Source organism: Halomarinibacterium sedimenti (assembly GCF_019312585.1).
Taxonomy (GTDB): domain Bacteria; phylum Bacteroidota; class Bacteroidia; order Flavobacteriales; family Flavobacteriaceae; genus Halomarinibacterium; species Halomarinibacterium sedimenti.
In genome coordinates this window covers 42,582-68,388 of record NZ_JAHWDP010000001.1, presented here as the reverse complement: position 1 = coordinate 68,388, position 25,807 = coordinate 42,582, and the positions used below count along the sequence as shown (strand labels likewise).

At 34.7% G+C, this 25,807-nt stretch carries 26 protein-coding genes; 14 read left to right on the top strand and 12 right to left on the bottom strand.

Annotated elements, in window-relative coordinates; genetic code table 11:
* Window positions 1-479: 479 nt before the first annotated feature.
* Complete coding sequence (locus KXJ69_RS00330) at window positions 480-1,394, top strand: GIY-YIG nuclease family protein (protein ID WP_219050330.1); 915 nt, start codon at window positions 480-482, stop codon at window positions 1,392-1,394.
* A gap of 171 nt (window positions 1,395-1,565) precedes the next feature.
* Window positions 1,566-1,706 carry a hypothetical protein gene (locus KXJ69_RS00325; RefSeq protein WP_219050328.1) on the top strand — a complete coding sequence of 47 codons (141 nt, stop codon included), beginning with the start codon at window positions 1,566-1,568 and terminating at the stop codon, window positions 1,704-1,706.
* A 5-nt stretch (window positions 1,707-1,711) separates the two neighbouring features.
* Here the strand turns inward: KXJ69_RS00325 and KXJ69_RS00320 are convergent, their stop codons facing one another.
* The gene (locus KXJ69_RS00320; RefSeq protein WP_219050326.1) at window positions 1,712-2,107 is read right to left on the bottom strand and encodes a hypothetical protein; all 396 of its coding nucleotides are present in this window, start codon (window positions 2,105-2,107) and stop codon (window positions 1,712-1,714) included.
* 130 nt (window positions 2,108-2,237) lie between these two features.
* Here KXJ69_RS00320 and KXJ69_RS00315 point away from each other — a divergent pair, with 130 nt between their 5' ends.
* Complete coding sequence (locus KXJ69_RS00315; RefSeq protein ID WP_219050324.1) at window positions 2,238-2,678, top strand: Lrp/AsnC family transcriptional regulator; 441 nt, start codon at window positions 2,238-2,240, stop codon at window positions 2,676-2,678.
* On the opposite strand, the gene KXJ69_RS00310 is transcribed toward KXJ69_RS00315, so the two are convergent.
* Window positions 2,675-3,898 carry an MFS transporter gene (locus KXJ69_RS00310; RefSeq protein WP_219050322.1) on the bottom strand — a complete coding sequence of 408 codons (1,224 nt, stop codon included), beginning with the start codon at window positions 3,896-3,898 and terminating at the stop codon, window positions 2,675-2,677. The genes KXJ69_RS00315 and KXJ69_RS00310 overlap by 4 nt on opposite strands.
* 216 nt (window positions 3,899-4,114) lie before the next feature.
* Between KXJ69_RS00310 and KXJ69_RS00305 the strand changes: the two genes are divergently transcribed.
* Complete coding sequence (locus KXJ69_RS00305) at window positions 4,115-4,726, top strand: DUF1684 domain-containing protein (RefSeq protein WP_219050320.1); 612 nt, start codon at window positions 4,115-4,117, stop codon at window positions 4,724-4,726.
* On the opposite strand, the gene crcB is transcribed toward KXJ69_RS00305, so the two are convergent.
* Both crcB and KXJ69_RS00295 read right to left on the bottom strand, forming a co-directional pair.
* Window positions 4,723-5,094 (bottom strand): fluoride efflux transporter CrcB, encoded by a 372-nt coding sequence (crcB, locus tag KXJ69_RS00300; protein WP_219050318.1) that lies wholly within the window; start codon window positions 5,092-5,094, stop codon window positions 4,723-4,725. The genes KXJ69_RS00305 and crcB overlap by 4 nt on opposite strands.
* A gap of 5 nt (window positions 5,095-5,099) precedes the next feature.
* Window positions 5,100-6,170 carry an SRPBCC family protein gene (locus KXJ69_RS00295; RefSeq protein WP_219050316.1) on the bottom strand — a complete coding sequence of 357 codons (1,071 nt, stop codon included), beginning with the start codon at window positions 6,168-6,170 and terminating at the stop codon, window positions 5,100-5,102.
* 208 nt (window positions 6,171-6,378) lie between these two features.
* Here KXJ69_RS00295 and KXJ69_RS00290 point away from each other — a divergent pair, with 208 nt between their 5' ends.
* Complete coding sequence (locus KXJ69_RS00290; RefSeq protein WP_219050314.1) at window positions 6,379-8,403, top strand: dipeptidyl-peptidase 3 family protein; 2,025 nt, start codon at window positions 6,379-6,381, stop codon at window positions 8,401-8,403.
* A 71-nt stretch (window positions 8,404-8,474) separates the two neighbouring features.
* Here the strand turns inward: KXJ69_RS00290 and KXJ69_RS00285 are convergent, their stop codons facing one another.
* The 6 genes from KXJ69_RS00285 to KXJ69_RS00260 form a co-directional block, all read right to left on the bottom strand.
* A complete protein-coding gene (locus KXJ69_RS00285; protein WP_219050312.1) occupies window positions 8,475-9,164 on the bottom strand; it encodes a hypothetical protein in 690 nt (229 codons plus the stop codon).
* Window positions 9,165-9,445: 281 nt separating this feature from the next.
* A complete protein-coding gene (locus tag KXJ69_RS00280) occupies window positions 9,446-10,519 on the bottom strand; it encodes a hypothetical protein (RefSeq protein ID WP_219050310.1) in 1,074 nt (357 codons plus the stop codon).
* 76 nt (window positions 10,520-10,595) lie between these two features.
* Window positions 10,596-12,467: a tetratricopeptide repeat-containing sensor histidine kinase gene (locus KXJ69_RS00275; RefSeq protein WP_219050308.1), complete on the bottom strand. Its 1,872-nt coding sequence runs from the start codon at window positions 12,465-12,467 to the stop codon at window positions 10,596-10,598.
* Window positions 12,468-12,474: 7 nt separating this feature from the next.
* A complete protein-coding gene (locus tag KXJ69_RS00270) occupies window positions 12,475-13,101 on the bottom strand; it encodes a response regulator (protein WP_219050306.1) in 627 nt (208 codons plus the stop codon).
* A complete protein-coding gene (locus KXJ69_RS00265; RefSeq protein ID WP_219050304.1) occupies window positions 13,098-14,972 on the bottom strand; it encodes a sensor histidine kinase in 1,875 nt (624 codons plus the stop codon). The genes KXJ69_RS00270 and KXJ69_RS00265 overlap by 4 nt, the downstream gene beginning before the upstream one ends.
* Before the next feature lies 1 nt (window position 14,973).
* Complete coding sequence (locus KXJ69_RS00260) at window positions 14,974-15,597, bottom strand: hypothetical protein (protein ID WP_219050302.1); 624 nt, start codon at window positions 15,595-15,597, stop codon at window positions 14,974-14,976.
* 422 nt (window positions 15,598-16,019) lie between these two features.
* Between KXJ69_RS00260 and KXJ69_RS00255 the strand changes: the two genes are divergently transcribed.
* Window positions 16,020-16,406, top strand: coding sequence for a pyrophosphohydrolase domain-containing protein (locus tag KXJ69_RS00255; RefSeq protein WP_219050300.1), 387 nt, complete (start codon window positions 16,020-16,022; stop codon window positions 16,404-16,406).
* A gap of 1 nt (window position 16,407) precedes the next feature.
* Here KXJ69_RS00255 and KXJ69_RS00250 read toward each other — a convergent pair whose 3' ends face one another.
* A complete protein-coding gene (locus KXJ69_RS00250; RefSeq protein ID WP_219050298.1) occupies window positions 16,408-17,478 on the bottom strand; it encodes a branched-chain amino acid aminotransferase in 1,071 nt (356 codons plus the stop codon).
* Between the two features lie 106 nt (window positions 17,479-17,584).
* Between KXJ69_RS00250 and KXJ69_RS00245 the strand changes: the two genes are divergently transcribed.
* The 3 genes from KXJ69_RS00245 to KXJ69_RS00235 all read left to right on the top strand — a co-directional run bounded on the left by KXJ69_RS00245 (window position 17,585) and on the right by KXJ69_RS00235 (window position 19,829).
* Window positions 17,585-18,106, top strand: coding sequence for a DUF4920 domain-containing protein (locus KXJ69_RS00245; protein WP_219050296.1), 522 nt, complete (start codon window positions 17,585-17,587; stop codon window positions 18,104-18,106).
* A 3-nt stretch (window positions 18,107-18,109) separates the two neighbouring features.
* Window positions 18,110-18,775, top strand: coding sequence for a tRNA (5-methylaminomethyl-2-thiouridine)(34)-methyltransferase MnmC2 (gene mnmC2 / locus KXJ69_RS00240; RefSeq protein WP_219050290.1), 666 nt, complete (start codon window positions 18,110-18,112; stop codon window positions 18,773-18,775).
* A 151-nt stretch (window positions 18,776-18,926) separates the two neighbouring features.
* Window positions 18,927-19,829, top strand: a complete 903-nt coding sequence (locus KXJ69_RS00235) for a TIGR01777 family oxidoreductase (protein ID WP_219050288.1) — start codon at window positions 18,927-18,929, stop codon at window positions 19,827-19,829.
* Window positions 19,830-19,878: 49 nt separating this feature from the next.
* Here KXJ69_RS00235 and KXJ69_RS00230 read toward each other — a convergent pair whose 3' ends face one another.
* Window positions 19,879-20,544, bottom strand: a complete 666-nt coding sequence (locus tag KXJ69_RS00230; protein WP_219050285.1) for a YceI family protein — start codon at window positions 20,542-20,544, stop codon at window positions 19,879-19,881.
* A gap of 153 nt (window positions 20,545-20,697) precedes the next feature.
* Here KXJ69_RS00230 and KXJ69_RS00225 point away from each other — a divergent pair, with 153 nt between their 5' ends.
* The 5 genes from KXJ69_RS00225 to KXJ69_RS00205 all read left to right on the top strand — a co-directional run bounded on the left by KXJ69_RS00225 (window position 20,698) and on the right by KXJ69_RS00205 (window position 25,800).
* Entirely contained in the window at window positions 20,698-21,237 is a 540-nt protein-coding gene (locus tag KXJ69_RS00225; protein ID WP_219050283.1) for a nucleotide exchange factor GrpE, read from the top strand.
* A 1-nt stretch (window position 21,238) separates the two neighbouring features.
* Window positions 21,239-22,354: a molecular chaperone DnaJ gene (gene dnaJ / locus KXJ69_RS00220; protein ID WP_219050281.1), complete on the top strand. Its 1,116-nt coding sequence runs from the start codon at window positions 21,239-21,241 to the stop codon at window positions 22,352-22,354.
* A 249-nt stretch (window positions 22,355-22,603) separates the two neighbouring features.
* The gene (locus tag KXJ69_RS00215; RefSeq protein ID WP_219050279.1) at window positions 22,604-23,530 is read left to right on the top strand and encodes an ABC transporter ATP-binding protein; all 927 of its coding nucleotides are present in this window, start codon (window positions 22,604-22,606) and stop codon (window positions 23,528-23,530) included.
* Window positions 23,531-23,542: 12 nt separating this feature from the next.
* Window positions 23,543-24,859, top strand: coding sequence for an ABC transporter permease (locus KXJ69_RS00210; protein WP_219050277.1), 1,317 nt, complete (start codon window positions 23,543-23,545; stop codon window positions 24,857-24,859).
* Between the two features lie 2 nt (window positions 24,860-24,861).
* A complete protein-coding gene (locus KXJ69_RS00205; protein WP_219050275.1) occupies window positions 24,862-25,800 on the top strand; it encodes a mechanosensitive ion channel family protein in 939 nt (312 codons plus the stop codon).
* Window positions 25,801-25,807 lie beyond the last annotated feature (7 nt).

Here is a 25,807-nt window from a genome sequence, read left to right as displayed (position 1 = left end):
CTGTTTTAATAAGGCAAAGACCTGTTAACAACTCATAAAAACTTAACGTATTGACGTTTAGGGTGCATTGTCATTCCGAACGAAGTGAAGGAATCTCACCCTAAAATTTTACATTTTTGTAAAATTATTTATCAAAAATGTAAAAACATTTAGCAAAAAAGTAAAAAGTTTTTAAGTAAAGGTTAAAACATTTTCATAAACATTAAAATCTTTTTCACAAGCGTTAAAATAATTTTACAAAACCTCTAAATAAATTTGCTAAGCGGTAAATAAATTTATCAAAACAGTTAAAAGTTTTTACTCCTAGGTAAAAAATAACCGAAATCCTTGTTAACAACTCATAAAGTCTAAGTGTATTTACGTTTAGGGTGCATTGTCATTCCGAACGAAGTGAAGGAATCTCATTATAAATTGTTCACCCGACTCAAAACTTTTTTTATCTTTGAGTATCTCCCCCCATTAATTATACATATTTATATATGAGTTTAGGAAAAAGTATAAGAATTTACCTGAAAGAGGGAAGCGTTACTGGAATAAAGTTTGCTGAACTTGTAAATAATACTATTCAAGCATTATCCTGTCCAAGGACTAAAGTTTCAGATTTGAATAATCATTTTTCAATAGCAATAAATACTCAAGGTGTTTATTTTCTTATTGGTTACAAAGAAGATACTTTAAAACCAATGGTATACATTGGTGAAGCTGAAAATGTTTGGGATAGGTTAAAAAACCATGATTTAAATAAAGATTTTTGGAATGAAGTAATTTTATTTACAAGTAAGGATGAAAACCTTACTAAATCTCACATAAAATACTTGGAAAGTAGATTGATTCAGATAGCTAAAGAAACAGAAAGATACAATTTGAAAAATGCTAACAACCCAAATCTAAATGCACTTCCTTTACCCGATCGTGACGCAATGGAAGAGTTTTTATTAAATATTAGGCTTCTTACAGGTACCTTAGGGCATAAGTTTCTAGAAAATCCAATATCAATAAAAAGTATTTCTGATATTAATATTACAAAAAGCAAAGATGTTCATTCTGACATAATGGTTAATACTAGTGAAGAATTAGAATTAACACTTAGCATTAGTAATATTTTGGCAAAAGCTATTCAAACAAATGAAGGGTTAGTTGTTTTAGAGGGGTCAATGGCTACAAAAAATCCTACTAAAAATTACGGTTATGGTAGCTTACGGGATTCATTAATTTCAGAAAACATCATTATTGATAAAGGTAATGGATACCTCTATTTTTCTAAAAATCATCTTTTCTCAAGCCCGTCTGCAGCAGCGGCGGTAATAGTTGGATATTCTATAAATGGGAGAAATGTTTGGAAGAATGAAGAAGGAAAATCAATCAAGGAGATTGAAAAAAATGAGCTTAATTAGGTCATAGCTTTAGTGTTACTTCGTCAGCATCCGAATTGCTTATAGTTTTCTAAAAGATAAAATTAAACCCTCCCAAAACCCCACTACCACTACAACCATTCACTTTGGCATATTTTATGCAAATAGGTAGATAACTGTATATATAATTACAGTTGTTTAAAACTATTTGTTATGGGAGCAACCTTACACTATCGATTTGAAAGACGTTCAAAAAACTATTTTGACTGGTTGTTAAATACCATTAAGTCTGAAAGGTATTACCAAAGTGAAGCGATGATTGTAAACGTTTCTAAACCTACCTTAAAAAAATAGTAGGCTTACAGCGTAAGCATCCACGTACGTTGTAATTTTCTAAAAAGTTTTAGTTCTTTACGTAGGATAGGCATATAGTCTTTGCCGTTGCTATGGGTATTTTCCAATCGCTCACAGTTTTTGTAGAGCATATTGGTTAAACGGTTTACAGAAGCGGCGTATTTGTGTTTTTCTTCAGAGAAGGTTTGGCTTTCGGCCTTTAAAATTTCTGGGGCTAAGTTTACAGATTGCTGTACAATGTCGCCCGAGAAATAAATGTTAGGGTCTTCCTTGCCGTTGGGTTGTAAATGGCAAAGGTCGTCCACAAAGTAGTGAGAGATGCTTCGCGAAATACGAAAGATTTCTATAGCCTTTTGGTATAAAGGCGAATAGGAATACTGATGGGGCACAGGGTGGTACATGATATAGCAATAACTTTTTTTGAAAGTCACCCAAATTTACCAACAAATTAAAAATTTCTTCTTTCGATTTTAAAGTGAATGTTCGATTTTACTTTAAAATTATTATATTTAGCGTTAAAATTCCTGCTAAATGAAACATGACCCGCTTAACCGAAAAATACTCAAGTGTTTACAAACAAACGCTCGGCAGTCCAATGCCGAAATTGGACGCCAAGTAGGCCTTACCTCTCCCGCCGTAAATGAGCGTATTAAAAAGATGGAAGATGCCGGAATTATTAAAGGATATTTTGCCAATATCAATCCGTTTGAATGTGGCTATCAACTAAATGCCATAATCACTTTACGGGCTTTTATGGGAAAACTAAAACCTTTTTTGTCGCATGTAAAAACCTACGATGAGGTGCTTAACTGTTACCGTATTACGGGGAACGAAAACATCGTGATGGAAGTGGTGCTAAAAAATCAAAAGCATCTAGAAAGTTTTATAGACCAGCTTATTGTTTACGGCGAAACTAAAACACAAATTGTCTTGTCTCAAGTTGTGGAAAACAATGAGGTGAAACCAGTTTAATACGTGCTAATGGTTCGTGATCTTTTTAATAATTTTAATAGCCATAAGGTAAGCAAGGCCACCAAAACAAGCACAACAAAAAACACATACCAAGTAATGTCATATCCATAAGAATCGACAAGGTTCATGCCTCCGTTATGACCAAAGATGTGTGAAAATGAAAAACTCATGCTGTACAGCCCCATATAGCTTCCTTTTCGTCCTTTGGGAGCCATAGAAATAGCCAAAGCGTTTGAAAATGGAGAACCTATCATTTCACCCAATGTCATTAAAATCATTCCTATTACTAACACTCCTATCCAATCGCTCATATTGAGAACAATAAAGCTGAGTGCCAAAAACACTATCCCCCAAAAGGTGGCCATGGTTTTTGAAATATTGATACGTTCGAGCCATCCCACTAAGGGCATTTCAAAAACAACTATCATGAACCCATTCAGAAATAAAAGCAATCCAATAAGGTCTTCGGAAAGGAAATGCGCTTGTTCGTAATACAATGGCACCACCGAAAAATACTGAACAAACATGATTCCGTTAAAAACCATAATCGCAATTAAAAGCAAATACAGGGCGTTTTTATAGGGGGATACACCTTCTTTTACTACCACTTCTTTGGTTTCTCCAGATTGTAGCTTTTTGGGCTTTAATACCACGAAAAGCAATGCAGACGCCATGATGCATGTAAGTCCGTCAATCCAAAAAAGTGAATCATAATTAATTTTGGCAATGATAATTCCACCAATAAGCGGACCTATGGAAAATCCTAGGTTGATTGCAAGTCGAATAAGTGCAATGCTTCGGGTGATGTTTTTAGGTTTGCTATAAGCGTCACAGGCTACAAAAATAGCTGGGCGATAGGCATCTGCCACAAAAATAAGTGCAAACACGCCGGCACAAATTCCGTAGAATGTATCTAAAAACTGAAGTCCAATAAATCCCAATCCACCAAAGAATAAGCTTAGTACAATTACTTTATAATACCCAATAGAGTCGGTTAATTTTCCACCTACCCAGGTCCCAAAAAGGGATCCTACGCCAAAACTGGTCATAATCCATCCTACCTGCGGAAGGGTGAACCCTTTTTCATTGACCAAGTAAAGAGACAAGAAAGGAATTACCATAGCACCCGCTCTATTAATAAAGGTAACTAAAGAGAGTAGCCAAACTTCTTTGGAGAGTCCTCGAAAATTTTCGATATAATAAGTATAGAATTTTTTCATGGTTGGTTTCTATAAAAATAAAACGTCCCGCATAATTGCGAGACGTTTTGTTATTGATTTATGTTATGGTTATATCAATACATAGGCATCCCGCTCGTGGTTTCACAAACCTGAGTATTATTAAGGACGATGTATCTATTGGTCATTTTTTTGAATTTGAATTTCAAATGTAGTAAAAAAAAGTTTTCAATTATCTTTACGGAAACTAAAATTCTAATGAAAAAAATACTTCCTCTATTTTTTATTGTTTTCCCCTTCAGTTTGTTTGCGCAAAGTACAGACGAACTAATTCAAGAAATTGAAGCATATCAATCGTCTTTAAATGAAAAATTCATAAATCCTGAAACTAGCATTTTAGATAAAGACACGTTTAGACATTTTATGGGTTTAGAATTTTATCCCATCCATTTAAAATACCGAGTAGAAGGGAAGTTTGTAAGGACACCAGATGAAAAACCTTTCTTAATGCCTACTACTACCGATAGATTGCCAGAATATGTAAAATATGGCGAGGCACATTTTGAGATTGATGGTAAACCACTAAAACTAATGCTTTACAAAAGCACCGATTCTTGGGGAGATCCTGAAAAATATGGAGATCATTTGTTTTTACCTTTTACAGATTTAACAAGTGGCGACGGCTCTTACGGAGGGGGCAGGTTTATAGATCTTATTATTCCAGAAGGTGATACCATTATTATAGACTTTAATACTTCCTACAACCCGTATTGTGCTTATAACAGTAAGTATTCTTGTCCTATTCCGCCACGTGAGAATGACCTACTTACTAGAATTGAGGCAGGTGTAAAGGATTTTGTGAAGCATTAAAAAATCTTAATCAGCCATATCCCTAAAAACACGGCTAAAAATCCGATGGCAAAGCTAGCTATTGTATATAGGGCAAAAAGCCCGAAGTCACCATTTTTAAGAAATACATGATTTTCATACGCAAAGGTGGAGAAGGTGGTAAATCCGCCACAAAAACCAGTAGCTAACAGCAATAAAGTATTTTGAGAGATAGCTTCACTTTTGGCGGCCCAACCTAAAATAAGCCCAATAAATAAACTACCTAGGATGTTGGCTGCAAAGGTTCCATAGGGAATTCCCAATTCACCATTATTTAAAAACTTTCCGAAGATATATCGCAAGACACTTCCAGCGCCGCCCCCAAGAAATACCAAAAGAAGATGTTTCATAGATGTTAATTCCCTTCAATTAAAACATTGTCTACACGTAAATCTCTATAAATAGGGTAGTAAACTTCCGTAATCCAATCGGCTGGATTAGGAAACTCTCCAGGATCATTGGCATATACTTCAAACATGGGTTGTTTTGTATTTAAAACGAGTTTATTGTCTTTAATATAATCCATGGCTGTTTGGTGAGCTTCTCCTAAATAATTATAATTACCCTTTAGGACAACTTTTATAGCAGAGAGTGGTTCCATGTAACCGCAAAGTACGTCTCCTTCCGTAATAATAATTCTTTCACTTACAGGAATAGCAGGAGAGAAAATAGTGGTGCCGTTCATTTCATCCCATTCATTATAAATGGTGAAAGGCATGCCACTTTGCTGAATTTTATTTTGTTCCATAAACGCAGCAATTTTACCCAACATGGGACCCATTTTTTCACCCAATTCATTTATTTTACTAGCCGTAGTGGTGAATAAGTAATAACCTCCTCCGTACTGTTTAATTCCTTCGTTGGTAATGGTATATTTTTTCATTTCCTCTTGCACCACATTATTAATATTATGGAGTCCTTTTTCGTACATATCCTTAAGTACGGTCTCGAAATCATCTTTTTGAAAAGACATAAATACTTTTTCCATAAAAGAATGCTCTCCTTTCATTCCCCAAGTAACTTCTGTTGCTCCATCATTAGTAGGGCTAAATCTCCAATACACATCACTTTCACTATCTCCTAAGGGTGTATTAAATGTAATTTTTTGAAGAATGGAATCATTTTTTGCTACTTTAATAGTTTCCATAGACCCATTACCAGTGATGTCACTTTCCCATGTGTATGAAGCTCCTTCCCCCGAGGTATTATCATTAAAATTCATTTTAATATTTGGGTCACTTTCCATCCAAGGACCCCAAACTTGCCAGTTTTTATAATCGTTTACTTGTTCAAAGATTAAATCAACTGGTGCTTCTATAGTTTTGGTAGCCGCTACATTAAATTTTCCATCTTTGGTTCCAAAATATACGGCAGCACCAATAATGACAATAAGCAATAAGAAAAAAAGATATTTAAGGATTTTCATATTTTAGGGAGTTGGTTGGACTTGCTAAGATAATTAAAATGTTTGTTTACTTCAGGTTAGCAATGAGAAACAAGACCCAATTATTTGTACATTTGCAAAAATTAGAACTAATCTTATTAATTATGAAATGCCCAATACTAATTTACAAACCAACCAAGAGGAGCTATTTGGGCGTTCCATCTTCCTCTTTATCAAATATTTTATACAGATGAAACATACCTTTTTATTTACAATGGCTTTGGCTAGTATGTTCTTTTTTTCGTGTGGAGACTCAAAAAAAGGAGAGCCAGAAGTAGCTACAGTTACAGAACAAACAGATGATTTTGAATATGTAGTAGATCAATTTGCCGATTTAAAAATTCTTCGCTACCAAATCCCTGGATTTGAAGATCTAACTATTAAAGAGCAGCAATTGGTGTATTACCTCACGCAAGCTGGCCTTGAAGGTCGCGATATCATGTGGGCACAAAATTATAGACATAACCTGACCATTCGTAAGGCTTTAGAAAATGTGTATACTACCTACACGGGTGATAAGTCGACAGAAGACTGGAAAAATTTTGAGACCTATTTAAAACGAGTGTGGTTTAGTAATGGAATTCACCACCATTATAGCAATGCTAAAATTAAGCCTGACTTTAGTAGTGATTATTTAAAAACACTTTTAACGGAAACGAACACAACCCTAGAAGGAGAAGCGTTCGATGTCATTTTTAATGATAAAGATGCTAAAAAAGTAAACCTAAGTAAAGATGCAGATATTGTTCTTGAGAGCGCCATCAATTTTTATGGACCAGATGTTACTACTAAAGATGTAGAGACCTTTTACGGTGCCATGAAAGTAGATGCAAAAGAGCCTATTGAAATTGGATTAAATACAAAACTGGTTAAAGAAAACGGGAAGCTGGTTGAGAAGGTTTATAAAAGTGGGGGTCTTTATGGTGAGGCTATCGATAAGATTGTGTATTGGTTAGAAAAAGCGAAAGGTGTAGCAGAAAGTGATGCTCAAGCTGAGGCCCTAAGACTTCTAATTGAATATTACAAAACCGGAAGCCTTGATACTTGGGACGACTATGCTGTTGCTTGGGTAAATTCTACCGAAGGAAATATCGACTGGATTAATGGCTTTATTGAAGTGTATAATGATCCAAAGGGATACAAAGGTTCTTATGAAACCATTGTACAAATAAAGGATTTTGACATGTCTAAAAAAATGGCAGTGCTTTCTCAAGAGGCACAGTGGTTTGAGGATAACTCACCTTTAATGCCAGAGCATAAAAAGAAAGAAGTAAAAGGAGTTTCCTATAAAACGGTTATTGTAGCAGGAGAAGCTGGTGATGCATCGCCAAGTACTCCTATTGGGGTTAACTTACCTAATAACAATTGGATTCGTCAAGCCCATGGAAGTAAATCTGTTTCACTAGGTAATATTATTCATTCCTATAATAATGCTGGTGGTAGTGGAAGGCTTAAAGAATTTGCTAATGACGAAGAAGAAATTAAGTTGGAAGAGAAATATGGACAGTTAGCAGACAAACTTCACACGGCACTTCACGAAGTAGTAGGTCACGCTTCTGGACAAATAAACGAAGGTGTTGGTACTCCAAAAGAAACCCTTAAAAGTTACAAGTCTACTATTGAGGAAGGTCGTGCAGACTTGTTTGGACTATACTATCTAATGGATCCAAAATTACAAGAATTAGGATTGGTTGAAAATTGGGAAGAAACTGGAAAAGCCGCTTATGATGGTTATATCCGAAATGGATTAATTACGCAATTGGTGCGATTAGAACTAGGCGATGATGTGGAAGAAGCACACATGCGTAACCGTCAGTGGGTGAGTGCTTGGGCTTATGAAAGAGGAAAAGCAGACAACGTAATAGAAAAAATTACACGAGATGGAAAAACTTATTACAACATAAATGATTATGCTAAATTAAGAACCATTTTTGGTGAATTATTGAGAGAGACACAGCGTATAACGAGTGAAGGCGATTATGAAGCTGCAAAAGCGTTGGTAGAAGATTATGGCGTAAAAGTAGATCAAGTATTACATAAAGAAGTGCTTGAGCGTAATAGTAAGTTTAAATCTCCTCCATATAGTGGTTTTGTGAATCCTGTTATTGTTCCTAAAATGAATGACGCAGGTGAAATTGAAAGTTTCACAATAACACAACCTGCTACTTTTGAAGAGCAAATGTTGTATTACAGCAAAACGTATTCAAATCTATAATGGTTTGTCGTAGAATAATAGAAAAGCCTCCCATTGGGAGGCTTTTCTATTTTCAGTAGAATGCAAAATATTTATTTTACACGCGCTTGAAATTCTGAAATCACATCAGAGTAAGAACGAAGTACACGGTCCCATTCTTTATATAACTCATCTGCTTTTACACTTGTTAATGCAGAACCAGAAAATTCACTTATAAGTTTTGCTTTAAATACTAATGGATCTGTAGAAGATTCTTTCACGATAATTCGGGTTCTTACCGTATTTTGCTTAAATGCTTTTAAGGACCAAGCTGTTCTCAAATACCCCGTTTCTTTATCGGTCATCTCAATGACATCTATATAATTTAAGACAATTTGATTAATTAATTTCCAAGCAGTGTCCTTGTCCATGGTATTTACAATTAGCTCAATATCCACATTGGCAATATCGGTTTGGATTGAAGCATCATAGGAATCGTCACGCTTCATTTCGAAGTATTTAGACTTTTCCCAAATACTAGTTTTGTTATTACAAATCTCCAGTTGCTCTTCTAAGAAGCCTACTTTACGAATGGATATATTGGCACAAGAATTTTTTTCAACTTTAATTTCGGTTGAGCCTTTGGCAACCATTTTACCGTTTACCCAAATTTCTGCATCAGATTGAGATACTCCAATGGTAACTTTTTTTCCGCCAACAACTTCGGCAGCAGCCTCTATTGTTGTAAGAGTTAGAAAACAAATAGTCATTAAAATGGTGAGGGATGTTAATTTTTTTTTCATTTTTTAAATGGTTTAGTTAGTTAATTCACTTTAAATATACGTATTGTGGTTTAGTTTCGAAATGATAACTTAAGATAAAAATTAAAATAACCCCCTTAGCTCCTCTTCTAAGGAGGCTATTTTTACAACAAACTACAACCTAAAACAACGTTTCATTGTTAGGTTAAAGATGAGTAAACAATTGTCTTCTATCAATACCCAATACAGGGTATATTGAATAAAAAAAGCCCCAAAAAGGGGCTTTCTCAAACTTGGTTAGTTAATAATTAGTTCAAATAGAACTAAAGCGATAATTGAAATTGTAGGCATTGATCTTCTACTACCGTAAAGTTACCTTGCCAAGTATATCCATTACAACTCGCATTATAGGAATAGGTCCCAGGAGTTAAATTATTAAAGTTTCCTCCAGCTGCAGAATTATCACAACTAGGAGCATAAGGGAAGTATCCAGAGATAGTTGAACTACCAACACTTGTTACATTAACCGAGATATTACCGCAACCAAAGTCTTGATTAATCCAGAATTTTACATCTCCTGTGCCACTTCCTCCACCACCTCCGCCACCGGAGCCTGGAAGTAATTGTTGTCTTAAACATGTGTTTGCTTCAATGGTGACAGTTCCACTCCAATCTATTCCAGAACAAGACGCAGTATAGGAATATACCCCTGGGTCGAGATTACTAAAATTTGCTCCTGCACTTGCCCCACAGTCTGGAGTTGAGCTATAATAACCAGTAATAGTATCACTACCCACACTGGAAAGGTTTACACTAATGGGACCACACCCTAAATCTTCACCTACATAAAATATTAACGAGCCTGTATCGTTACCATTGCCGCCACCGCCATTACCTCCTCCATTACCTCCGGCATCTGAACAATCTACACCGTAACCAGTAACAATAACATCAATAGATCCATTGGCGTCTAGATTTGCTTCTAATACAAATTGAACCCCATTTATTGCAATGGTACACGTGTTGGGAGGGATATCTCCTAAATTATGCGCAAATAATGTAATATAGTTAAATCCATTGTTGGTGAAGTCGTAGTCCACGGTAATTGGATTGCTTGGACCATCTAAAGTTTGTTGATTAATGATGGTGTTTCCGTTTGCAATGATAGAAACAATATCACCATCTATTTGACCGTGATCCCAAACTTGAATTGTAGTGATACGGCTTGAAATTTCAATACAGCCTAGATAATTGTTGGGTCTTCCTGAAGTAGATGATGGAATAATTGAAGTTTCATTTACCTCAATTTCTACTTCGGGTTCTGTTTCTTCTTCTTTTTCACATGCAATAAGTGTGAAGAATATTGTAAAAAGAGTAAGGAGTTTTAATGTTTTCATGATAGTGTATTTTATTTTAGTTGTTGTAAAAATAGATTTACAACTCCTTTCATAAAATACCCGATAGAGGGGATATTTATTTTAAAGGTAATTCGATAATAATGGTGGTTCCTTTTCCTGGAGTACTATCGATATCCAATGTTCCATCCATGTGTTCAATACGTTTTTCAACACTAGAAAGCCCCATTCCTTTTTTAGAATAAATTGTTTTCTTGTTAAAGCCAATGCCATTATCTTCTACCATAATGGTTAGCATCATTTTGTGTTGTGTTAACGAAATATTAGCCTCGGCTGCATGAGAATGCTTTATAATATTGGTGATTAATTCTTGAATAATTCTAAAAATAGCTACTTCGGTGGTTGCATCAAAGATATGAGTTACCCCAAAGTCTTGAACTTCAATTTTTAATGTTCCCTGTGCCGAAGCATTTTTTGCAAGTGAGTAAATAGCTGGAAGTAACCCCTCTTTTGCCATGACGCCACTATATTTTAGGTGAGATATAGAGCGAACTTCGGCATAGGCTTGATCGATTAAAGTACTTGTTTTATAAAAAAGATCTTCCATTTCTAGGATTTGATCTTTATTTTTTGCTAGGTGGTTGAATTGTAGTTTTACAGCAGACAAAGTTGCTCCTATACTATCGTGCAAATCCATGGCAAGTCTTTTTCGTTCTTTTTCCTGTCCTTCAAGCATAGCATCAATTGTAGAAAGCTCTTGTTCTTTAAGCAGTTTTTCTTTTTTCTGAATTTCTAACTCTTTCTCCTGTTCTAAAATGCGTTGTTGACGTTTAACTCTTGTGTAAATTAGGTATGCAATAAATGAAATAAGGATAAAAATTCCGGTAAATGCGATAAGGATAATTTTATTTTCTCTTTTTTTTATTTCAATTTCTTGGTCAAAAACTAGTTTTTGTTTTAAGGCGTTTTGCTGATTAATAATACTATCTGTACTTCGTTGTTTTTCAAACTCTATTTCTTGAATTCTTTTTTCAGTTTCTGCAATATTAAGGCTATCCAAAAATTTGATCGATTCTTCATGATGGTACAGGGCTTTGGTAAAATTATTTAAAGCCTTATAACCTTGATAGAGAAAGAAATTTGCTCTGTTTTGAAGCTGAATGCTGTTTACTTTCTCTGCCGCCTCAAGCGCCTTGTTGCTGTACTTAATTAATTGAGGATAATTTTTTTGAGTATAATATAATTGAGCAATGGCAATGAGATTATTAGATTGCGAATAATAATCATTAAGGGCTTCACTTATAGAAAGACTTTGCATAAAATAGTCTAAAGCCTTGTCATACTCCTTTCTTTTTGTATAGTTAAGACCTATGTTTTGAAGGGTAATAGATTCTCCTACTTTATCATTAAGTTCTAAATTTAATTCTAAACTTTTGGTATAATAAGTCAACGCTTCATCCATCTTAAATTTGTCATTGTAAATATTCCCAATATTTACCAATGCTCTTGATTGCGAAGTTTTATCATTAATTGCGATGGCTATTTGTAAACTTCTATTATAGTAGTCCAGAGCCTTGTCGAAGTTCCAAATTGATTTATAGACACGGCCAATATTGTTAAGTGCTGTTGTAATTCCCTTAGAATCATGAAACGTTTCGTAATTTTTTAAAGCTTTTTGGTAATATTCAATGGCCTTAAGATTGTCTCCATTAACCGTAAATACATTCCCTTTCAAAATGAGTGCATCGGCTTGATGCTTAACTAGTTTCTTTGCTTGTATAAAATTTTCAAGATTTTCTATTAAAAGTAGTGCGCTGTCGGGTTTTTTATATTGGTATTCATTGAAGATTAAATTGCTTAAAGCATTAGCTCTTAAACTATCCGCAATAGATGTGTTTTTCCAAATTCTAAGTAAAGAATCTTTTTGAGTTTGACTAAATGAACTTATTCCTAATAGAATAGTTATTGCAAATGCTATTTTTATTTTCATAGATTATTTAAAAATCATATTTTTTTTCAAGCGCATATCGAAGTAACTCTCCTTTACCATTTAACCCCAATTTGTGTATCATGTTTTTCCGGTGTTTTTCTACTGTCGACACGGCAGTAAATCGAATATTGGCAATTTCACTGGTTGACTTCCCTTCGCCTATTAGTTTTAAAATTTCTTGCTCGCTTTTTGAAAGTAACGGTTTTTTATTGGTAGAAAGAGCTCCTTCTTTAATGGCTTCAATATTTAGAGAAGAATCAAAAAATTCACCGCCTTTTGCAACTGTTTCAATGGCTCTTAATACCTCTTCAAGTGGAGAGTTTTTTAATAAATATCCCGATGCACCGGCCTCTATCATCTGGCTTACAGCTTCTTCTTGATCGAACATGGAAAATGCGATTATTTTGGTATGTGGAAATTGTTTTTTAATAAGCTTAGTAGCCACAATACCATCCATTTTTGGCATTTTAATATCGGTTAGCACTACTTTAGGTTGTTTTCGTTGTACAATTTCCCATAGTGCTTCACCGTCATTTGCCATTCCTACAATTTCTATATGCTCTTCGTATTTTAAAAGCAAGGTAATGCCATCTACAAGTGATTGATGATCTTCTGCTATCGCTAGTGTTATCATATAGGTATTTCAATTAATATACTAGTTCCCTTTTTTGGAGTACTATCTACTTCAAGAGTTCCTTCAAGATGTTCTATTCGCTTTTCGATTGTTGAAAGTCCCATGCCCTCTTTTGAATTCACTTTTCGAGTATCGAACCCTTTTCCGTTATCCTCCACAATAATACTTAGCATCTCTTTATGTTGTGTAAGAGAGATATTTGCTTCGGAAGCTTCAGAATGCTTTATAATGTTAGTAACCAGTTCTTGGATAATTCTAAAAATAGTAATCTCCATCATACTATCAAGCCTTTCATCAAACCCAAAATCTTGTACTTCAATGTTTAATTGCCCCGTGACTGAAGCGTTTTTAGCTAAAGTTGTAATGGCAGGAAGCAATCCTTTTTTGGCAATTACTCCGCTATTTTTTAGATGTGCCATGGAACGAACCTCAGTGTAGGCTTTGTCTAATAAAATGCCAGTTTTATTGAAGAACTCATCCATGGTTCCCAGTTTATCCTTGTTTTTTGAAAGATGTTCAAATTGAAGTTTCGCAGCAGTTAAGGTAGCACCTACGCTATCGTGTAAGTCGCTTGCGAGTCGTACACGTTCCTTTTCCTGCCCGGCAATCATTGCGTCTATAGCGTTCAATTCTTGGTCTTTTAATATTTTTTCTTTTTTCTGAATCTCTAATTCCTTTTCCTGCTCGGCTATACGTTGCTTCCGTTTGGTGTTTTTATAAATAAGTAACGCAAAAATAGTTACGCCTATCAGGCCACCAGCAAGCCCTATTGCAATGTTTCTATTTTGTTTTTTTTGCTGTTGCTCAATAAGGATTTGCTTTTCTTTTTCGGCGGTTTGTAATTCAATATTTAGTTGTGAAATTTTTTCCTCGTTGGATTTGAAATCTTTATTCGCTTCATAAACCATTGCTTTTTCTAGAAGATAATAAGCACTGTCATATTCTTTTAAAGGCTCGTGTACATATTGTGCCTTCCATTTTTCCCAGGAGTATTGTGAATGAGCATAATTGGATTTATTGAAGTATTTTTTGGCTTGAGCTAAATAGTCCTTTGCTTGTTTTGCCTCTTGTTGTGTTGCCGCAAGGTTTGCTAATTCATATAAAGCATAGCATTTTGTTTTATTATTATAATTGCTTTCTGGAAGGAGCAGTATCTGTTGATTATAGTAGTAGGCACTATCTTTATGGTTAATGACCCTATAATATACCGCTATGTCTTCATAGAACCTCCCTTGTAACGCTGGACTAAGTTGGGTTTGATTTGTAATTTGTATTAAATTTTTTGAGGTTTCAAAAAAATCCTTAGGAGAGTGTATAGAGTTGGCATAAAAGCTATTTTCATAAAAGCTTGCTAGGGCACGGTCCATATCATTTTCGGCTACATTTGTCAGCTCTAAAATATATTCTTTATAAGAATCGGTAGAATGAACCACTTGCAATGTATACAATTCTATAATTCCTATAAGACTTAGTTTTAATAATTCCTTGTTGTTAAATTCCTTAGAGAGTGTATAGGCTTTATTAAAATATTCTATCCCTTGGAAATTATTGGTTTCATTATTTAAAGTATAAAATCCTAGTGTTAGATTATTTAAAATGGATATTATTTTTGAATTATTCTCTAACTTTATTTTTGAAACCAAAATAGAATCTACCTTTTGCATTTGTCCTCTGTGCTCCATTACTTGTATTAAGTTGCCAAACGAATTTTTTAACGTAATATCTTCTATTGAGTGGACATCTATTTTAGCCTTAGAAAAATTATGGGCCACTATTTCTTTTAATAACACATTTTGATAAAGTTCTTCCTGCCCCTTAAGAATATAAGTGGAAGAATAGAAGGTGATAAGTAAAAGTAAAATGGGCTTCAAATTAACGTAATACAAACAAAGTTGAGTTTCTACATTTAAAACCAGGCTTAAATCCTAAAATTTCGGCTGGAGAATCTGGATTAACCACTCTAAAGTCACTAAAATAGGCAGTGTCTGGAATTGTTTTCACCGCTCTTGGTAAATACCTGTTTCCATCTCTGTAAAAGAATTCGTTATCAAAAACACCATTTTTAAATGGGTTTTTGGTTTTACATCCCCAAATAGGAGCTAATTTTCGTTCCACCACCAAATAAATAGAATCCTCCGAACCAATATTTTTAAAACCTTCCATAGACTTGTCCAAGCTTACAGTGGCTGTTGGTGCTGTTTCTCCGCTAACTGAAGCTCTTAATTGGGTAGTAAGTACTATTATATATACCCCATTTTCATTTTCTTGGCGTACTAAACTACAATTAGAAATAAATTCATTATCAAATTCTAACTCTAGGATCCCTTTATAATTAATAACGGATAAGTTAATTTCCGAAATGTTTCCTTCATCATTCATTTCAAAGCTTCCATATATGCCATAGGTGGAATCATAAACCTGACCGGATTGAATAAATTGTGGTTTATTAGATGCTAGGTTTAAGTTGCTTAAAAAGTTTTCATCAATTGGTATCATTTTTTTAGATTTTAATTAGTACAATTTGTTGTGCAAGTAAAGATGGTAACAATTTTAAAGTAAATGTATCACCAATACTGGGTATTTTATAAATTTAAATTTCCTTTTTAATTCCTTAAATCTATAAGGAATAAAGCGAAGTTGCAAGTTAGATAAAATCTAAATTTTTTGTAAGACGATAAAAGTTATCCCTTCAAATAAAGCTTTGCAGCCAGAAGTAATAGGATAAAAAACACAAAACCAATAAGAATCCAAAAACTACCTTTAAATTGCTTTTTGTGAAGTTTTTTGTCCTTTTTATAACTAAAAATCATAATGGTAACAAAAACAATTACAAAACAAATAGCAAAAATAAGTTGACCTGTAGAAAACATAAATTATTGTAGTTTTACAATCACAAAAGTACAACATACCAATTTACTATGAAGAATAAAATTGCAGCCGTTCACAAATTTCACTCAGCCTTTGGATTAGGCATAAAAGAAGTGCCTACTGCCGATTTGGGAGAAGCCAAAAATCTATTACGTTATAAACTGATGAGAGAAGAAAATGAAGAATATCTGGAAGCAGCAAATAATGATGATTTGGTTGAAGTTGCGGATGCCTTAGGCGATATGCTCTACATCCTTTGCGGGACGATTATAGAACACGGGATGCAACATAAAATTGAAGAGGTCTTCGAAGAAATCCAACGAAGTAACATGAGTAAATTAGGAGCCGATGGAAAACCTATTTATAGGGAAGACGGAAAAGTTTTAAAGGGGCCTAACTATTTTAAACCTAATATCGAAGCGATCCTTAGTAAATAACCTACACCACTTTATGACGCCACTCAAAAGGATCGGCAGCCAGATTGTATTGAATATCCATTAATTCCTTTTTAAACCTTTTAGCGTAGCTATTTTCTATTTTGGGCAGATTGTATAAAGTGTTTTTATAGCTAAAGCCATTTACAAAACTAATAACGGCTGCAGTACCTGAGCCAAAAATTTCTTTTAAAGAACCATCTTTCGCTGCCTCCACTAATTCGGTAACGGTAAGTTTTCTTACATCTACTTTAATCCCATCTCTTTCAGCAAGCGCAATCACACTTTTTCGAGTAACACCATCCAGAATACGGTCACTTGTAGGGGCGGTTATTAAGGTGTCATTTATTCTGAAAAACACATTCATGGTGCCAGCCTCTTCTAAATACTTGTGCGAATTTGAATCGGTCCAAATTACCTGCTGAAATCCTTTCTCTTTTGCCAAATTAGTAGGGTAAAATTGCGCTGCATAATTTCCAGCAGCTTTTGCAAATCCAACGCCGCCGTCTGCAGATCTACTGTACTGTTCCGCAATAACTACTTTCAATTCTCCAGAGTAATAAGCACTTACTGGAGAGATGATAATCATAAATTTATATTCATTTGATGGCGATGCCGAAACACAATTTTCATTAGCAATCACGAAGGGACGAATATAAAGTGAATTACCAACTCCAGTTTGAGCCCAAGCTTTATCCATTTTTAATAAAGTTTCTAAAGCCTCAAAGAAAAGCTCCTCTGGAAATTCTGGGATAGCCAATCTTTTGGAGGAAATATTTATTCGTTTCAGATTTTCGAGAGGTCTAAATAGAAAAATAGAACCTTTTTCATCCTTATACGCTTTCATTCCTTCAAAAACAGCTTGCCCGTAATGAAGTACTTTAGAAGACGGATAAATACTCAATGGACCATAAGGTCTTATGGTGGGGTTTTGCCAAGCACCATTTTTATAGTCACACTCAAACATATGATCTGTAAATGTTGTCCCAAAAACTAAGTTTTTAAAATCAACTTGACCAATTCTGGAAGTATTAATTTTTTCGATGTTTAGAGTGTAATCTTTGGTAAGGCTCATGCGTTGTGTTTGATCGTCAAAATTAGTCAAAAAAATGGGCAATTAAAACCTAAAAAATTAATAAAATTGCAGTATATTATTAAATCGATTAAAATAAAGTGAAACAATGAAAAAAATAGCCTATTTATTACTATTGAGCCTAGCAGTTGTTGCTTGTAAAAATACTACTGAAACCAATGAAAATGAAGCAACTGCAGAAGCGGTTGTAGAAGAAGTTTCTGTAAACTACCAAAGTTTTGGTGAGCAAATAACAGATGAAGAAGTACTTACCAAAGATGAAATGATTGAAAAATATCAAAACCTTAAAGAAGGTGACACCGTTGAGGTTAAATTTTCTTCAAAAGTAAATAGCGTTTGTCAATCGAAAGGGTGCTGGATGCGTTTGGATATGGGAGACAATGAGTCTTTTGTAAAGTTTAAAGACTATGCCTTTTTTATGCCAAAGGACATAGCAGGACAAGACGTTATTGTAGATGGAAAAGCATTTGTGGAGCAAACATCTGTTGAGGATTTAAAACACTTTGCTAAGGATGCTGGAAAATCGCAAGAAGAAATTGACGCTATTACGGAGCCTAAATTAACTTTATCGTTTCTTTCTTCGGGAGTGTTGATTCCCGAAAAGCAATAAAAAATGAAACGTGAATTCCTTACCACGGGAGATGGATCTATTACTATTCATATCCCAGAATGGAATGAACAATATCACTCCAAACACGGAGCTATAAATGAAGCCCTGCATGTATTTATACAAGCAGGGCTTCGGCATTTTTTAATATCTTCTCAAAGTATAGAGGTTCAAATTTTAGAGATAGGTTTTGGTACAGGGCTTAATGCCTTTTTAACGCAACTTTTTTCAGAAAAGGAGCAAATTAATATTGAATATACAGGGGTAGAAGCATATCCTGTTTTATTTTCGGATATTGAAAAATTAAACTACCAAAAGTTACTGGAATCCTCTGAAATGATTTTTGAAAAACTTCATCAAGTCCCTTGGGAAAAGCCTACTCAGATTTCAGAAAATTTTACACTCAAAAAACGAAAACAATTCTTTTCTGAAATTGATGATGTAGATGCCTATAATCTAATCTATTTTGATGCCTTTGGAGCGCGAGTTCAGCCCGAACTATGGACCGAAGCGATATTCGAAAAAATGTATCGAGCATTAATGCCAGAAGGAGTATTAGTGACCTACGCCGCAAAAGGTAGTGTCCGTAGAGCTATGGAAGCTGTTGGTTTTAAAGTGGAGCGACTTCCTGGTCCACCTGGGAAAAGAGAAATGCTTCGCTCGATTAGGTAAGAAGCATTCGATTTTTTTCAAATGCTTCGCTCGGTTAGGTAAGGTATTGCTGTCCTTTCATTCATTGTTCAATATTCGTTAAAACCCTATTAAGGTTACGTTAATGTTTAAAACATTTAGTATCTAAAATAGTAACTTTAAAGAAAAATTGATGAGAATACTTATCGCTGGGGCAACAGGACTTATAGGAAAAGAATTAGTAGAAGAATGTTTAGATTTAGGAATAAAAATACACTATTTAACTACTCGAAAGAATAAGCTTGAAAATAAAGAGGAATACCAAGGGTTTTATTGGAACCCTTCAAAAGGAATTATTGACGATGCGGCTTTTAAGGGTGTTTCAGCAATAATTAATTTGGCAGGTGCTTCTGTTTCAAAAAGATGGACTTCTTCCTATAAAAAGGAAATTTTAAATAGTCGTACACAAACAGCAAACCTCATTTACAATACCTTAAAAAAGCAAGAGCATACTGTAACGCATTATATTTCAGCAAGTGGAATTAGTATTTATCCAAGTTCATTTACCAATTTATATCAAGAAACCTCAAACGAGGAAGCACAAACTTTTTTAGGAGAAGTAGTGAAGTCTTGGGAGACTGCAGCCGATCAATTTTCCGATTTAAACATAAAAGTTACCAAAGTTAGGACGGGCATTGTCCTTTCTGAAAATGGAGGTGCTTTGCAGCAGATGGTAAAGCCTATTAAATTGAGTGTAGGTGCACCTTTGGGAAGTGGCGAACAGTGGCAATCTTGGATACATATCAACGATATGGCGAGGCTTTATATTTATATACTAAAAAATCAACTTACTGGCGTGTATAACGCGGTTTCTCCCAATCCCGTGACCAATAAAAAAATGACCCATATAATCGCCCATTATTACAATAAACCTTTATGGTTACCAAACATTCCTAAATTTATGATTACATTAATACTGGGTGAAATGGGAAGTATCGCTTTGGAGAGTCAGTTAGTGAGTTCTGAAAAAATAGTCAAGGAAGGTTTTCAGTTTCAGTTTGTGAATTTGGAAAACGCACTTGAAGATTTACTATAAAAAAAGGCGACCCTTGAGGTCGCCTTTAAAAGTTATTCTAAAAAATATATTAGCTTTTATTGGCTACTAAATTAACAGTAAGCTCGATATCATCACTAATAAATTTTTCACCTAAGTTGTCAAATACGGTTTTTGAACCAAAATTAACACCCCATTGTGTTCTATCAATAGTAAACGTCTCTGATGTAAGTTTCAGAACATTTCCTTCCATAGAAATGGTTGCAGGAAAGCTAATGTTATGCGTTTTATCTTTAATTGTTAAATTTCCAGAAACCATTGTTTTACCTTCAGTAGTATTTACTTCTGTAATTTGGAAAGTTGAAAATGGATAGGCAGTTACATTAAAAAAGTCACCTTCTTTACCTTCAACGGTTCCTTTTAAATGGTTTTCTAAATTGGTTTTCATATCACCTTCTAGGTCTAGGTCGGTGATAGTGTTCATATCAATAGTAAATTTTCCAGCTTCAATAGCATCACCCATTACCATCACTGTTCCTGAATTTAAATTAATGGTACCATTGTGCGATTTTACAGGCTTAGATCCTTTCCAATGAATTTGCGAAGCTTCTGTATCGACAGTGTATTCTACTGCAACTGGTGCAGCTTCGGCTACTTCTTGTGCTTCTGTGGTTTCAGCTTCGTTGTTGTTTTTACAAGAAATTGTTGCAATTCCAATAAACGCAAACAAGGCAATATTTAACATGATTTTTTTCATAGTATTTAGTTTTTTATTTGAAGATGCAAAATTAGTTATTGGAAAGCCAATTCATCCTAATATTATATTAAAATTTGGTGATGACATTTTGACATTTTTACGTAATTGGCAGTACTTTTGTAATCCCTACAAAGCAAGAAATTAAATTTACACATGAGTAAGAAGAATAAGGAAAAAGTAGCTGTTGCCGAAGATGACAGCAAGGAAATAAAAGAGACGTCAAAAAAACAGAAAGAAGAAAAGAATCCTATAGACGAATTAAAAGCAGAGGTCGAAAAAGAAAAAGACCGCTATCTTCGTCTTTTTGCCGAGTTTGAAAACTACAAAAAACGTACTGGAAAAGAGCGTTTGGAATTGTTTAAGACAGCAAGTCAGGATGTCATGGTATCTTTATTGCCTGTATTAGACGATTTTGAAAGAGCCTTGAAGGAAATTGAAAAAAGCGATGATGATACTCTTTTTAAGGGAGTTGAACTTATTAGCAATAAATTTAATGAGACCCTCCGTCAAAAAGGACTAGAGGTTGTAAAAACCGAAGCTGGAGACACTTTTGATGCCGATATCCATGAGGCTATTACCCAAATTCCAGCGCCTTCTGAGGAAATGAAAGGAAAGGTTATTGATGTCATTGAAAAGGGATATTCCTTAGGAGAAAAAATAATTCGCTACCCCAAAGTAGTAATAGGAAATTAATATGAAGGAAGACTTTTACGATATTTTAGGCATTTCAAAAAATGCTACCGCTGCCGAAATTAAAAAGGCATACCGCAAAAAGGCTATTGAGTTTCATCCAGATAAAAACCCTGGGGATGCTAAAGCCGAAGAAATGTTTAAAAAAGCGGCCGAGGCTTATGAAGTATTAAGCGACCCAGATAAAAAAGCACGATACGATCAATACGGTCATCAAGCCTTTGAAGGCGGTGGATTTGGTGGCGGTGGAATGAATATGGATGACATATTCAGCCAATTTGGAGACATTTTTGGTGGTGCTTTTGGCGGTGGCTTCGGTGGTTTTGGAGGCTTTGGTGGCGGAGGTCAGCGACGAGTGAAGGGAAGTAACCTTAGGATTCGTGTAAAGCTTACCTTGGAGGAAATAGCCAATGGAGTTGACAAAAAAATTAAGGTTAAACGTAAGAAACAAGCACCGGGAACTACCTATAAAACGTGTACTATGTGTGGTGGTCACGGACAGGTAACTAAAATTCAGAATACCATATTAGGTAGGATGCAAACTTCTGCTACTTGTAGTACTTGTGGTGGAGCTGGACAAATTATAGACGCAAAACCTGCTGGAGCAGATGCACAAGGAATGATTCTAGCGGAAGAAACCGTATCTATAAAAATCCCAGCTGGTGTTGTAGATGGAATGCAACTTAAAGTTTCTGGGAAAGGGAATGAAGCTCCTGGGAATGGAATAGCCGGTGACTTACTGGTAGCCATTGAAGAAGAAACACACCCATTTCTACAAAGAGAAGGGGATAATCTTCATTACGATCTTTATATAAGCATTTCGGAAGCTGTTTTAGGAACTTCAAAAGAAATTGAAACCGTTACGGGGAAAGTTCGAATTAAAATTGAACCGGGTGCACAAAGTGGAAAAATATTGCGATTACGCAACAAAGGAATTCCAAGTATAAATGGCTATGGGTCTGGAGATCTGCTGGTTCATGTAAATGTGTGGACACCAAAATCTTTAACTAAGGAGCAAAAAGATTTTTTCGAAAAGATGAAAAACGATGACCATTTTACCCCTAAACCAGAGAAAGATGATAAATCATTCTTCGAAAAGGTGAAGGACATGTTTTCTTGAAAATCCCCTGATTAAAAGATTTTTTACCTATATTTGAAAGTCGCTAATTCTTTTAGCGATAATTTTTCTTTTTCATAGCAATTTTTTTCCCATCCCGCCACTGGCGGGATGGGTTTTGCGATTTTAAAGGGAAGCCTTTAATAAATCATTCGTAACAATTTTTAAAGTATTGCTACAAATCTTTAAAATTCTCTTAATTGCTTTACTGCTTAAAAGGGAAATTCTAACTTTACCTGCCAAACTATTTATATGGAAAACCTCCTTGTTGCCAAAAATGTTTCTAAGTCTTTTGGAACATTTACAGCCTTAAACAATGTGTCTATCGAAGTGCCTAAAGGGTCTATTTTTGGACTACTTGGACCTAATGGTGCTGGAAAAACAACCCTTATTCGAATTATTAACCAAATTACCATGCCAGATTCGGGAAGTGTATTTTTGGATGGAGAACCCTTAAGACCACATCATATTCAACATATTGGATATTTGCCCGAAGAACGAGGATTATATAAATCGATGAAGGTGGGCGAACAAGCCGTGTATTTAGCACAGTTAAAAGGACTCTCCAAAGCGGAAGCTAAAAAGAGACTTAAAATGTGGTTTGAACGGCTTGAAATAGGGGATTGGTGGAATAAGAAAATTCAGGAGCTCTCTAAAGGAATGGCCCAAAAGATTCAATTTGTGGTGACAGTGTTACACGAGCCCAAATTGCTCATATTTGACGAACCTTTCAGCGGTTTTGATCCAATTAATGCCAACCTTATAAAAGATGAGATTTTAAAACTACGAGATGACGGTGCTACTGTAATTTTTTCAACCCATAGAATGGAATCTGTTGAAGAAATGTGTGATCATATTGCTCTAATTCATAAATCGAATAAAATTTTGGATGGAAAATTAATAGATATAAAACGGCAGTATAAATCCAATACGTTTGAAGTTGCTTTAATGACCGAAAGAAAAGATGAGGTTTCAAAAATTTTAAAAGAAAAATTTGAAACTTTTCCAGCAACCTATAAAACTATTAATGATGAGCTTCAGTATAAGGTGAAAATTCCGCTTTCACATCAACCTAACGATTTGTTAACCTATTTATCGACGTTAGGACAGGTTACCCATTTTGTAGAGGTAATCCCTTCAGCAAATGATATTTTTATACAATCGGTTAAAAACAATTAATATTCAGACAGAATGAATCACCTCTCCCTAATAATAAAACGCGAGTACCTCAATAAAGTTCGGAATAAGTCTTTTATCATTATGACGTTTTTAAGTCCGTTACTTATGGTGGGGATTTTTAGTTTGGTAGCCTACCTTTCACAATTAAACAATGACAAAGTTCGTACTATTTCGGTTTTGGATGAAAGTGGTTTGTTTGCCCATCAGTTTGAAGACGATGATAACTTAAAATTTGAATTATTAAAAGGAATAAGTCTCGAAGAAGCCAAAACAAAGGCAGAAGCTGAAGAGGTGTACGGCTTACTTTTTATTCCCAAGAGCGATAACATAGATGATCTTTCAAAACGGATTGTTTTTTATTCGGAAGACTCACCCTCATTAATGGTTATGGATAATATTGAGGATGTTATCCAAAGTAAAGCCAACGCAATCAAGTTAAAGGAGGCAGGAATCGATTCAGAACTTATTAAAAATTTACGTGTTAATATTGACCCACAATTAGAAACCTTTCGTGGGGAAGAAACGTCAAAGTTGGGTTCTGGTCTCAAGCTTATTTTTGGTGGTGCTGCGGGATACTTACTTTTTATGTTTATCATTATTTATGGAAATATGATTATGCGCAGTGTGATTGAAGAAAAAACCAGTCGTATTATCGAAGTCATTATTTCTTCCGTAAAGCCTATTAAGTTACTACTTGGTAAAATATTTGGGACGTCACTCGCTGGTATTACACAATTTATGGCGTGGGTTGTTTTATTAGGTGTTTTAAGTTTTGTTGTAACCGCTATTTTTGGGGTCGACATTTCGACTATTCAATCTCCTCAACAAGAAATGATAAATCAAGTTCAAAATAACCCCGAAGGTATGGAGGGCATCATTGTAGATGTGATTAGAGAAATTAATAATTTACCCCTTACCAATTTAATTATCATGTTTTTATTCTTCTTTATTGGAGGATATTTATTGTATGCCTCATTATATGCAGCAATAGGTGCAGCAGTCGATAGTGAAACAGATACCCAACAGTTTATGTTGCCTATGTTACTCCCTTTAATTTTGGCAGTTTATGTAGGCTTTTTTACGGTAATAGAAGACCCGCATGGAACCGTGTCTCAAGTTTTTTCGTTTATACCTTTTACATCACCAGTGGTAATGCTCATGCGCATTCCATTTGGGGTACCTATATGGCAACAGATTCTTTCTTTGGTAATTTTATTTGCTACCTTTATAGGGACAGTTTGGTTTGCAGCAAAAATTTATCGAGTGGGAATATTAATGTATGGCAAAAAACCAAGTTATAAAGAGTTGATTAAGTGGATTAAATACTAAGTATGCAAGAAGAAGTAACCGAAAAAATATCGGAAGTTGTAAAAGAAGATGTTTGGGGTTCCATTAAGGAGTTTCTTAATTGGGGTGTACAATATGGGGAAGGAGAAGATAAAGTGAATATTACCATTGGGTTACTCATTTTAGTAATTATCACATTTATTGTTACCAGCTACATTCTTGTGGGTGTTAGGAAACTCTATACTCGTAAGATGAGTGAGTCGGATACACTTAAATTTAAAAGCATTTTTAAGTTTATAAAGTACATCGCTTATGTTATAGTTGTTTTTGCGGTATTAAGTGTGGCTGGGGTTAACGTTACTCCTTTTTTGGCGGCTTCTGCTGCTTTGTTGGTAGGTGTTGGGTTGGCGCTACAGGAGTTGTTTCAAGACATTATTGGAGGGATATTTATTATTGTAGACAAGTCGCTTTTAGTAGGTGATGTCATAGAAGTTAATGGTAAAGTGGGGCGTGTTATTGAAATTAAACTTCGTACCACACGTGCGATTACTAGAGATGATAAAATCTTTATTATACCAAACCATAAATTTCTTAGTGAAACCATTTATAACTATACACAAAATCATAAACAAACTCGTGAGTTTGTAAAAGTGGGGGTGGCCTATGGTAGTGATACACAATTGGTGAAAAACTTGATGCTCAAAAGTGTCGAAAACGACAAACGAATTCTTAAAAGACCCGCGCCATTTGTTCTTTTTGAAGATTTTGGCGATTCGGCATTACTATTTAGTATTTACTTTTTTATAAACGATAGTTTTATAGATCCAGGTATCAAGAGTGACATTCGGTTTAGAATTGATAGTATGTTTAGAGAAAACAAGATTAGTATCCCATTCCCACAAAGAGATGTGCATTTATTTTCCAATGATCCCAATCTTTTAAAGATGAAAGATGATAAAATAAATAACAATAATGACAGTTAAGACAATA

Excerpts from the sequence above, each read along its gene's own strand:
- KXJ69_RS00275 (WP_219050308.1), bottom strand. The coding sequence starts at position 12,467 with ATGAAAATAAAAATAGCATTTGCAATAACTATTCTATTAGGAATAAGT.
- KXJ69_RS00310 (WP_219050322.1), bottom strand. The coding sequence starts at position 3,898 with ATGAAAAAATTCTATACTTATTATATCGAAAATTTTCGAGGACTCTCC.
- KXJ69_RS00295 (WP_219050316.1), bottom strand. The coding sequence starts at position 6,170 with ATGAAAATCCTTAAATATCTTTTTTTCTTATTGCTTATTGTCATTATT.
- KXJ69_RS00320 (WP_219050326.1), bottom strand. The coding sequence starts at position 2,107 with ATGTACCACCCTGTGCCCCATCAGTATTCCTATTCGCCTTTATACCAA.
- KXJ69_RS00315 (WP_219050324.1), top strand. The coding sequence starts at position 2,238 with ATGAAACATGACCCGCTTAACCGAAAAATACTCAAGTGTTTACAAACA.
- KXJ69_RS00260 (WP_219050302.1), bottom strand. The coding sequence starts at position 15,597 with ATGATACCAATTGATGAAAACTTTTTAAGCAACTTAAACCTAGCATCT.
- KXJ69_RS00245 (WP_219050296.1), top strand. The coding sequence starts at position 17,585 with ATGAAAAAAATAGCCTATTTATTACTATTGAGCCTAGCAGTTGTTGCT.
- KXJ69_RS00205 (WP_219050275.1), top strand. The coding sequence starts at position 24,862 with ATGCAAGAAGAAGTAACCGAAAAAATATCGGAAGTTGTAAAAGAAGAT.
- KXJ69_RS00255 (WP_219050300.1), top strand. The coding sequence starts at position 16,020 with ATGAAGAATAAAATTGCAGCCGTTCACAAATTTCACTCAGCCTTTGGA.
- KXJ69_RS00235 (WP_219050288.1), top strand. The coding sequence starts at position 18,927 with ATGAGAATACTTATCGCTGGGGCAACAGGACTTATAGGAAAAGAATTA.
- KXJ69_RS00330 (WP_219050330.1), top strand. The coding sequence starts at position 480 with ATGAGTTTAGGAAAAAGTATAAGAATTTACCTGAAAGAGGGAAGCGTT.
- crcB (WP_219050318.1), bottom strand. The coding sequence starts at position 5,094 with ATGAAACATCTTCTTTTGGTATTTCTTGGGGGCGGCGCTGGAAGTGTC.
- KXJ69_RS00270 (WP_219050306.1), bottom strand. The coding sequence starts at position 13,101 with ATGATAACACTAGCGATAGCAGAAGATCATCAATCACTTGTAGATGGC.
- KXJ69_RS00305 (WP_219050320.1), top strand. The coding sequence starts at position 4,115 with ATGAAAAAAATACTTCCTCTATTTTTTATTGTTTTCCCCTTCAGTTTG.
- KXJ69_RS00225 (WP_219050283.1), top strand. The coding sequence starts at position 20,698 with ATGAGTAAGAAGAATAAGGAAAAAGTAGCTGTTGCCGAAGATGACAGC.
- KXJ69_RS00210 (WP_219050277.1), top strand. The coding sequence starts at position 23,543 with ATGAATCACCTCTCCCTAATAATAAAACGCGAGTACCTCAATAAAGTT.
- KXJ69_RS00215 (WP_219050279.1), top strand. The coding sequence starts at position 22,604 with ATGGAAAACCTCCTTGTTGCCAAAAATGTTTCTAAGTCTTTTGGAACA.
- KXJ69_RS00290 (WP_219050314.1), top strand. The coding sequence starts at position 6,379 with ATGAAACATACCTTTTTATTTACAATGGCTTTGGCTAGTATGTTCTTT.
- KXJ69_RS00250 (WP_219050298.1), bottom strand. The coding sequence starts at position 17,478 with ATGAGCCTTACCAAAGATTACACTCTAAACATCGAAAAAATTAATACT.
- KXJ69_RS00285 (WP_219050312.1), bottom strand. The coding sequence starts at position 9,164 with ATGAAAAAAAAATTAACATCCCTCACCATTTTAATGACTATTTGTTTT.
- KXJ69_RS00280 (WP_219050310.1), bottom strand. The coding sequence starts at position 10,519 with ATGAAAACATTAAAACTCCTTACTCTTTTTACAATATTCTTCACACTT.
- dnaJ (WP_219050281.1), top strand. The coding sequence starts at position 21,239 with ATGAAGGAAGACTTTTACGATATTTTAGGCATTTCAAAAAATGCTACC.
- KXJ69_RS00325 (WP_219050328.1), top strand. The coding sequence starts at position 1,566 with ATGGGAGCAACCTTACACTATCGATTTGAAAGACGTTCAAAAAACTAT.
- KXJ69_RS00230 (WP_219050285.1), bottom strand. The coding sequence starts at position 20,544 with ATGAAAAAAATCATGTTAAATATTGCCTTGTTTGCGTTTATTGGAATT.
- mnmC2 (WP_219050290.1), top strand. The coding sequence starts at position 18,110 with ATGAAACGTGAATTCCTTACCACGGGAGATGGATCTATTACTATTCAT.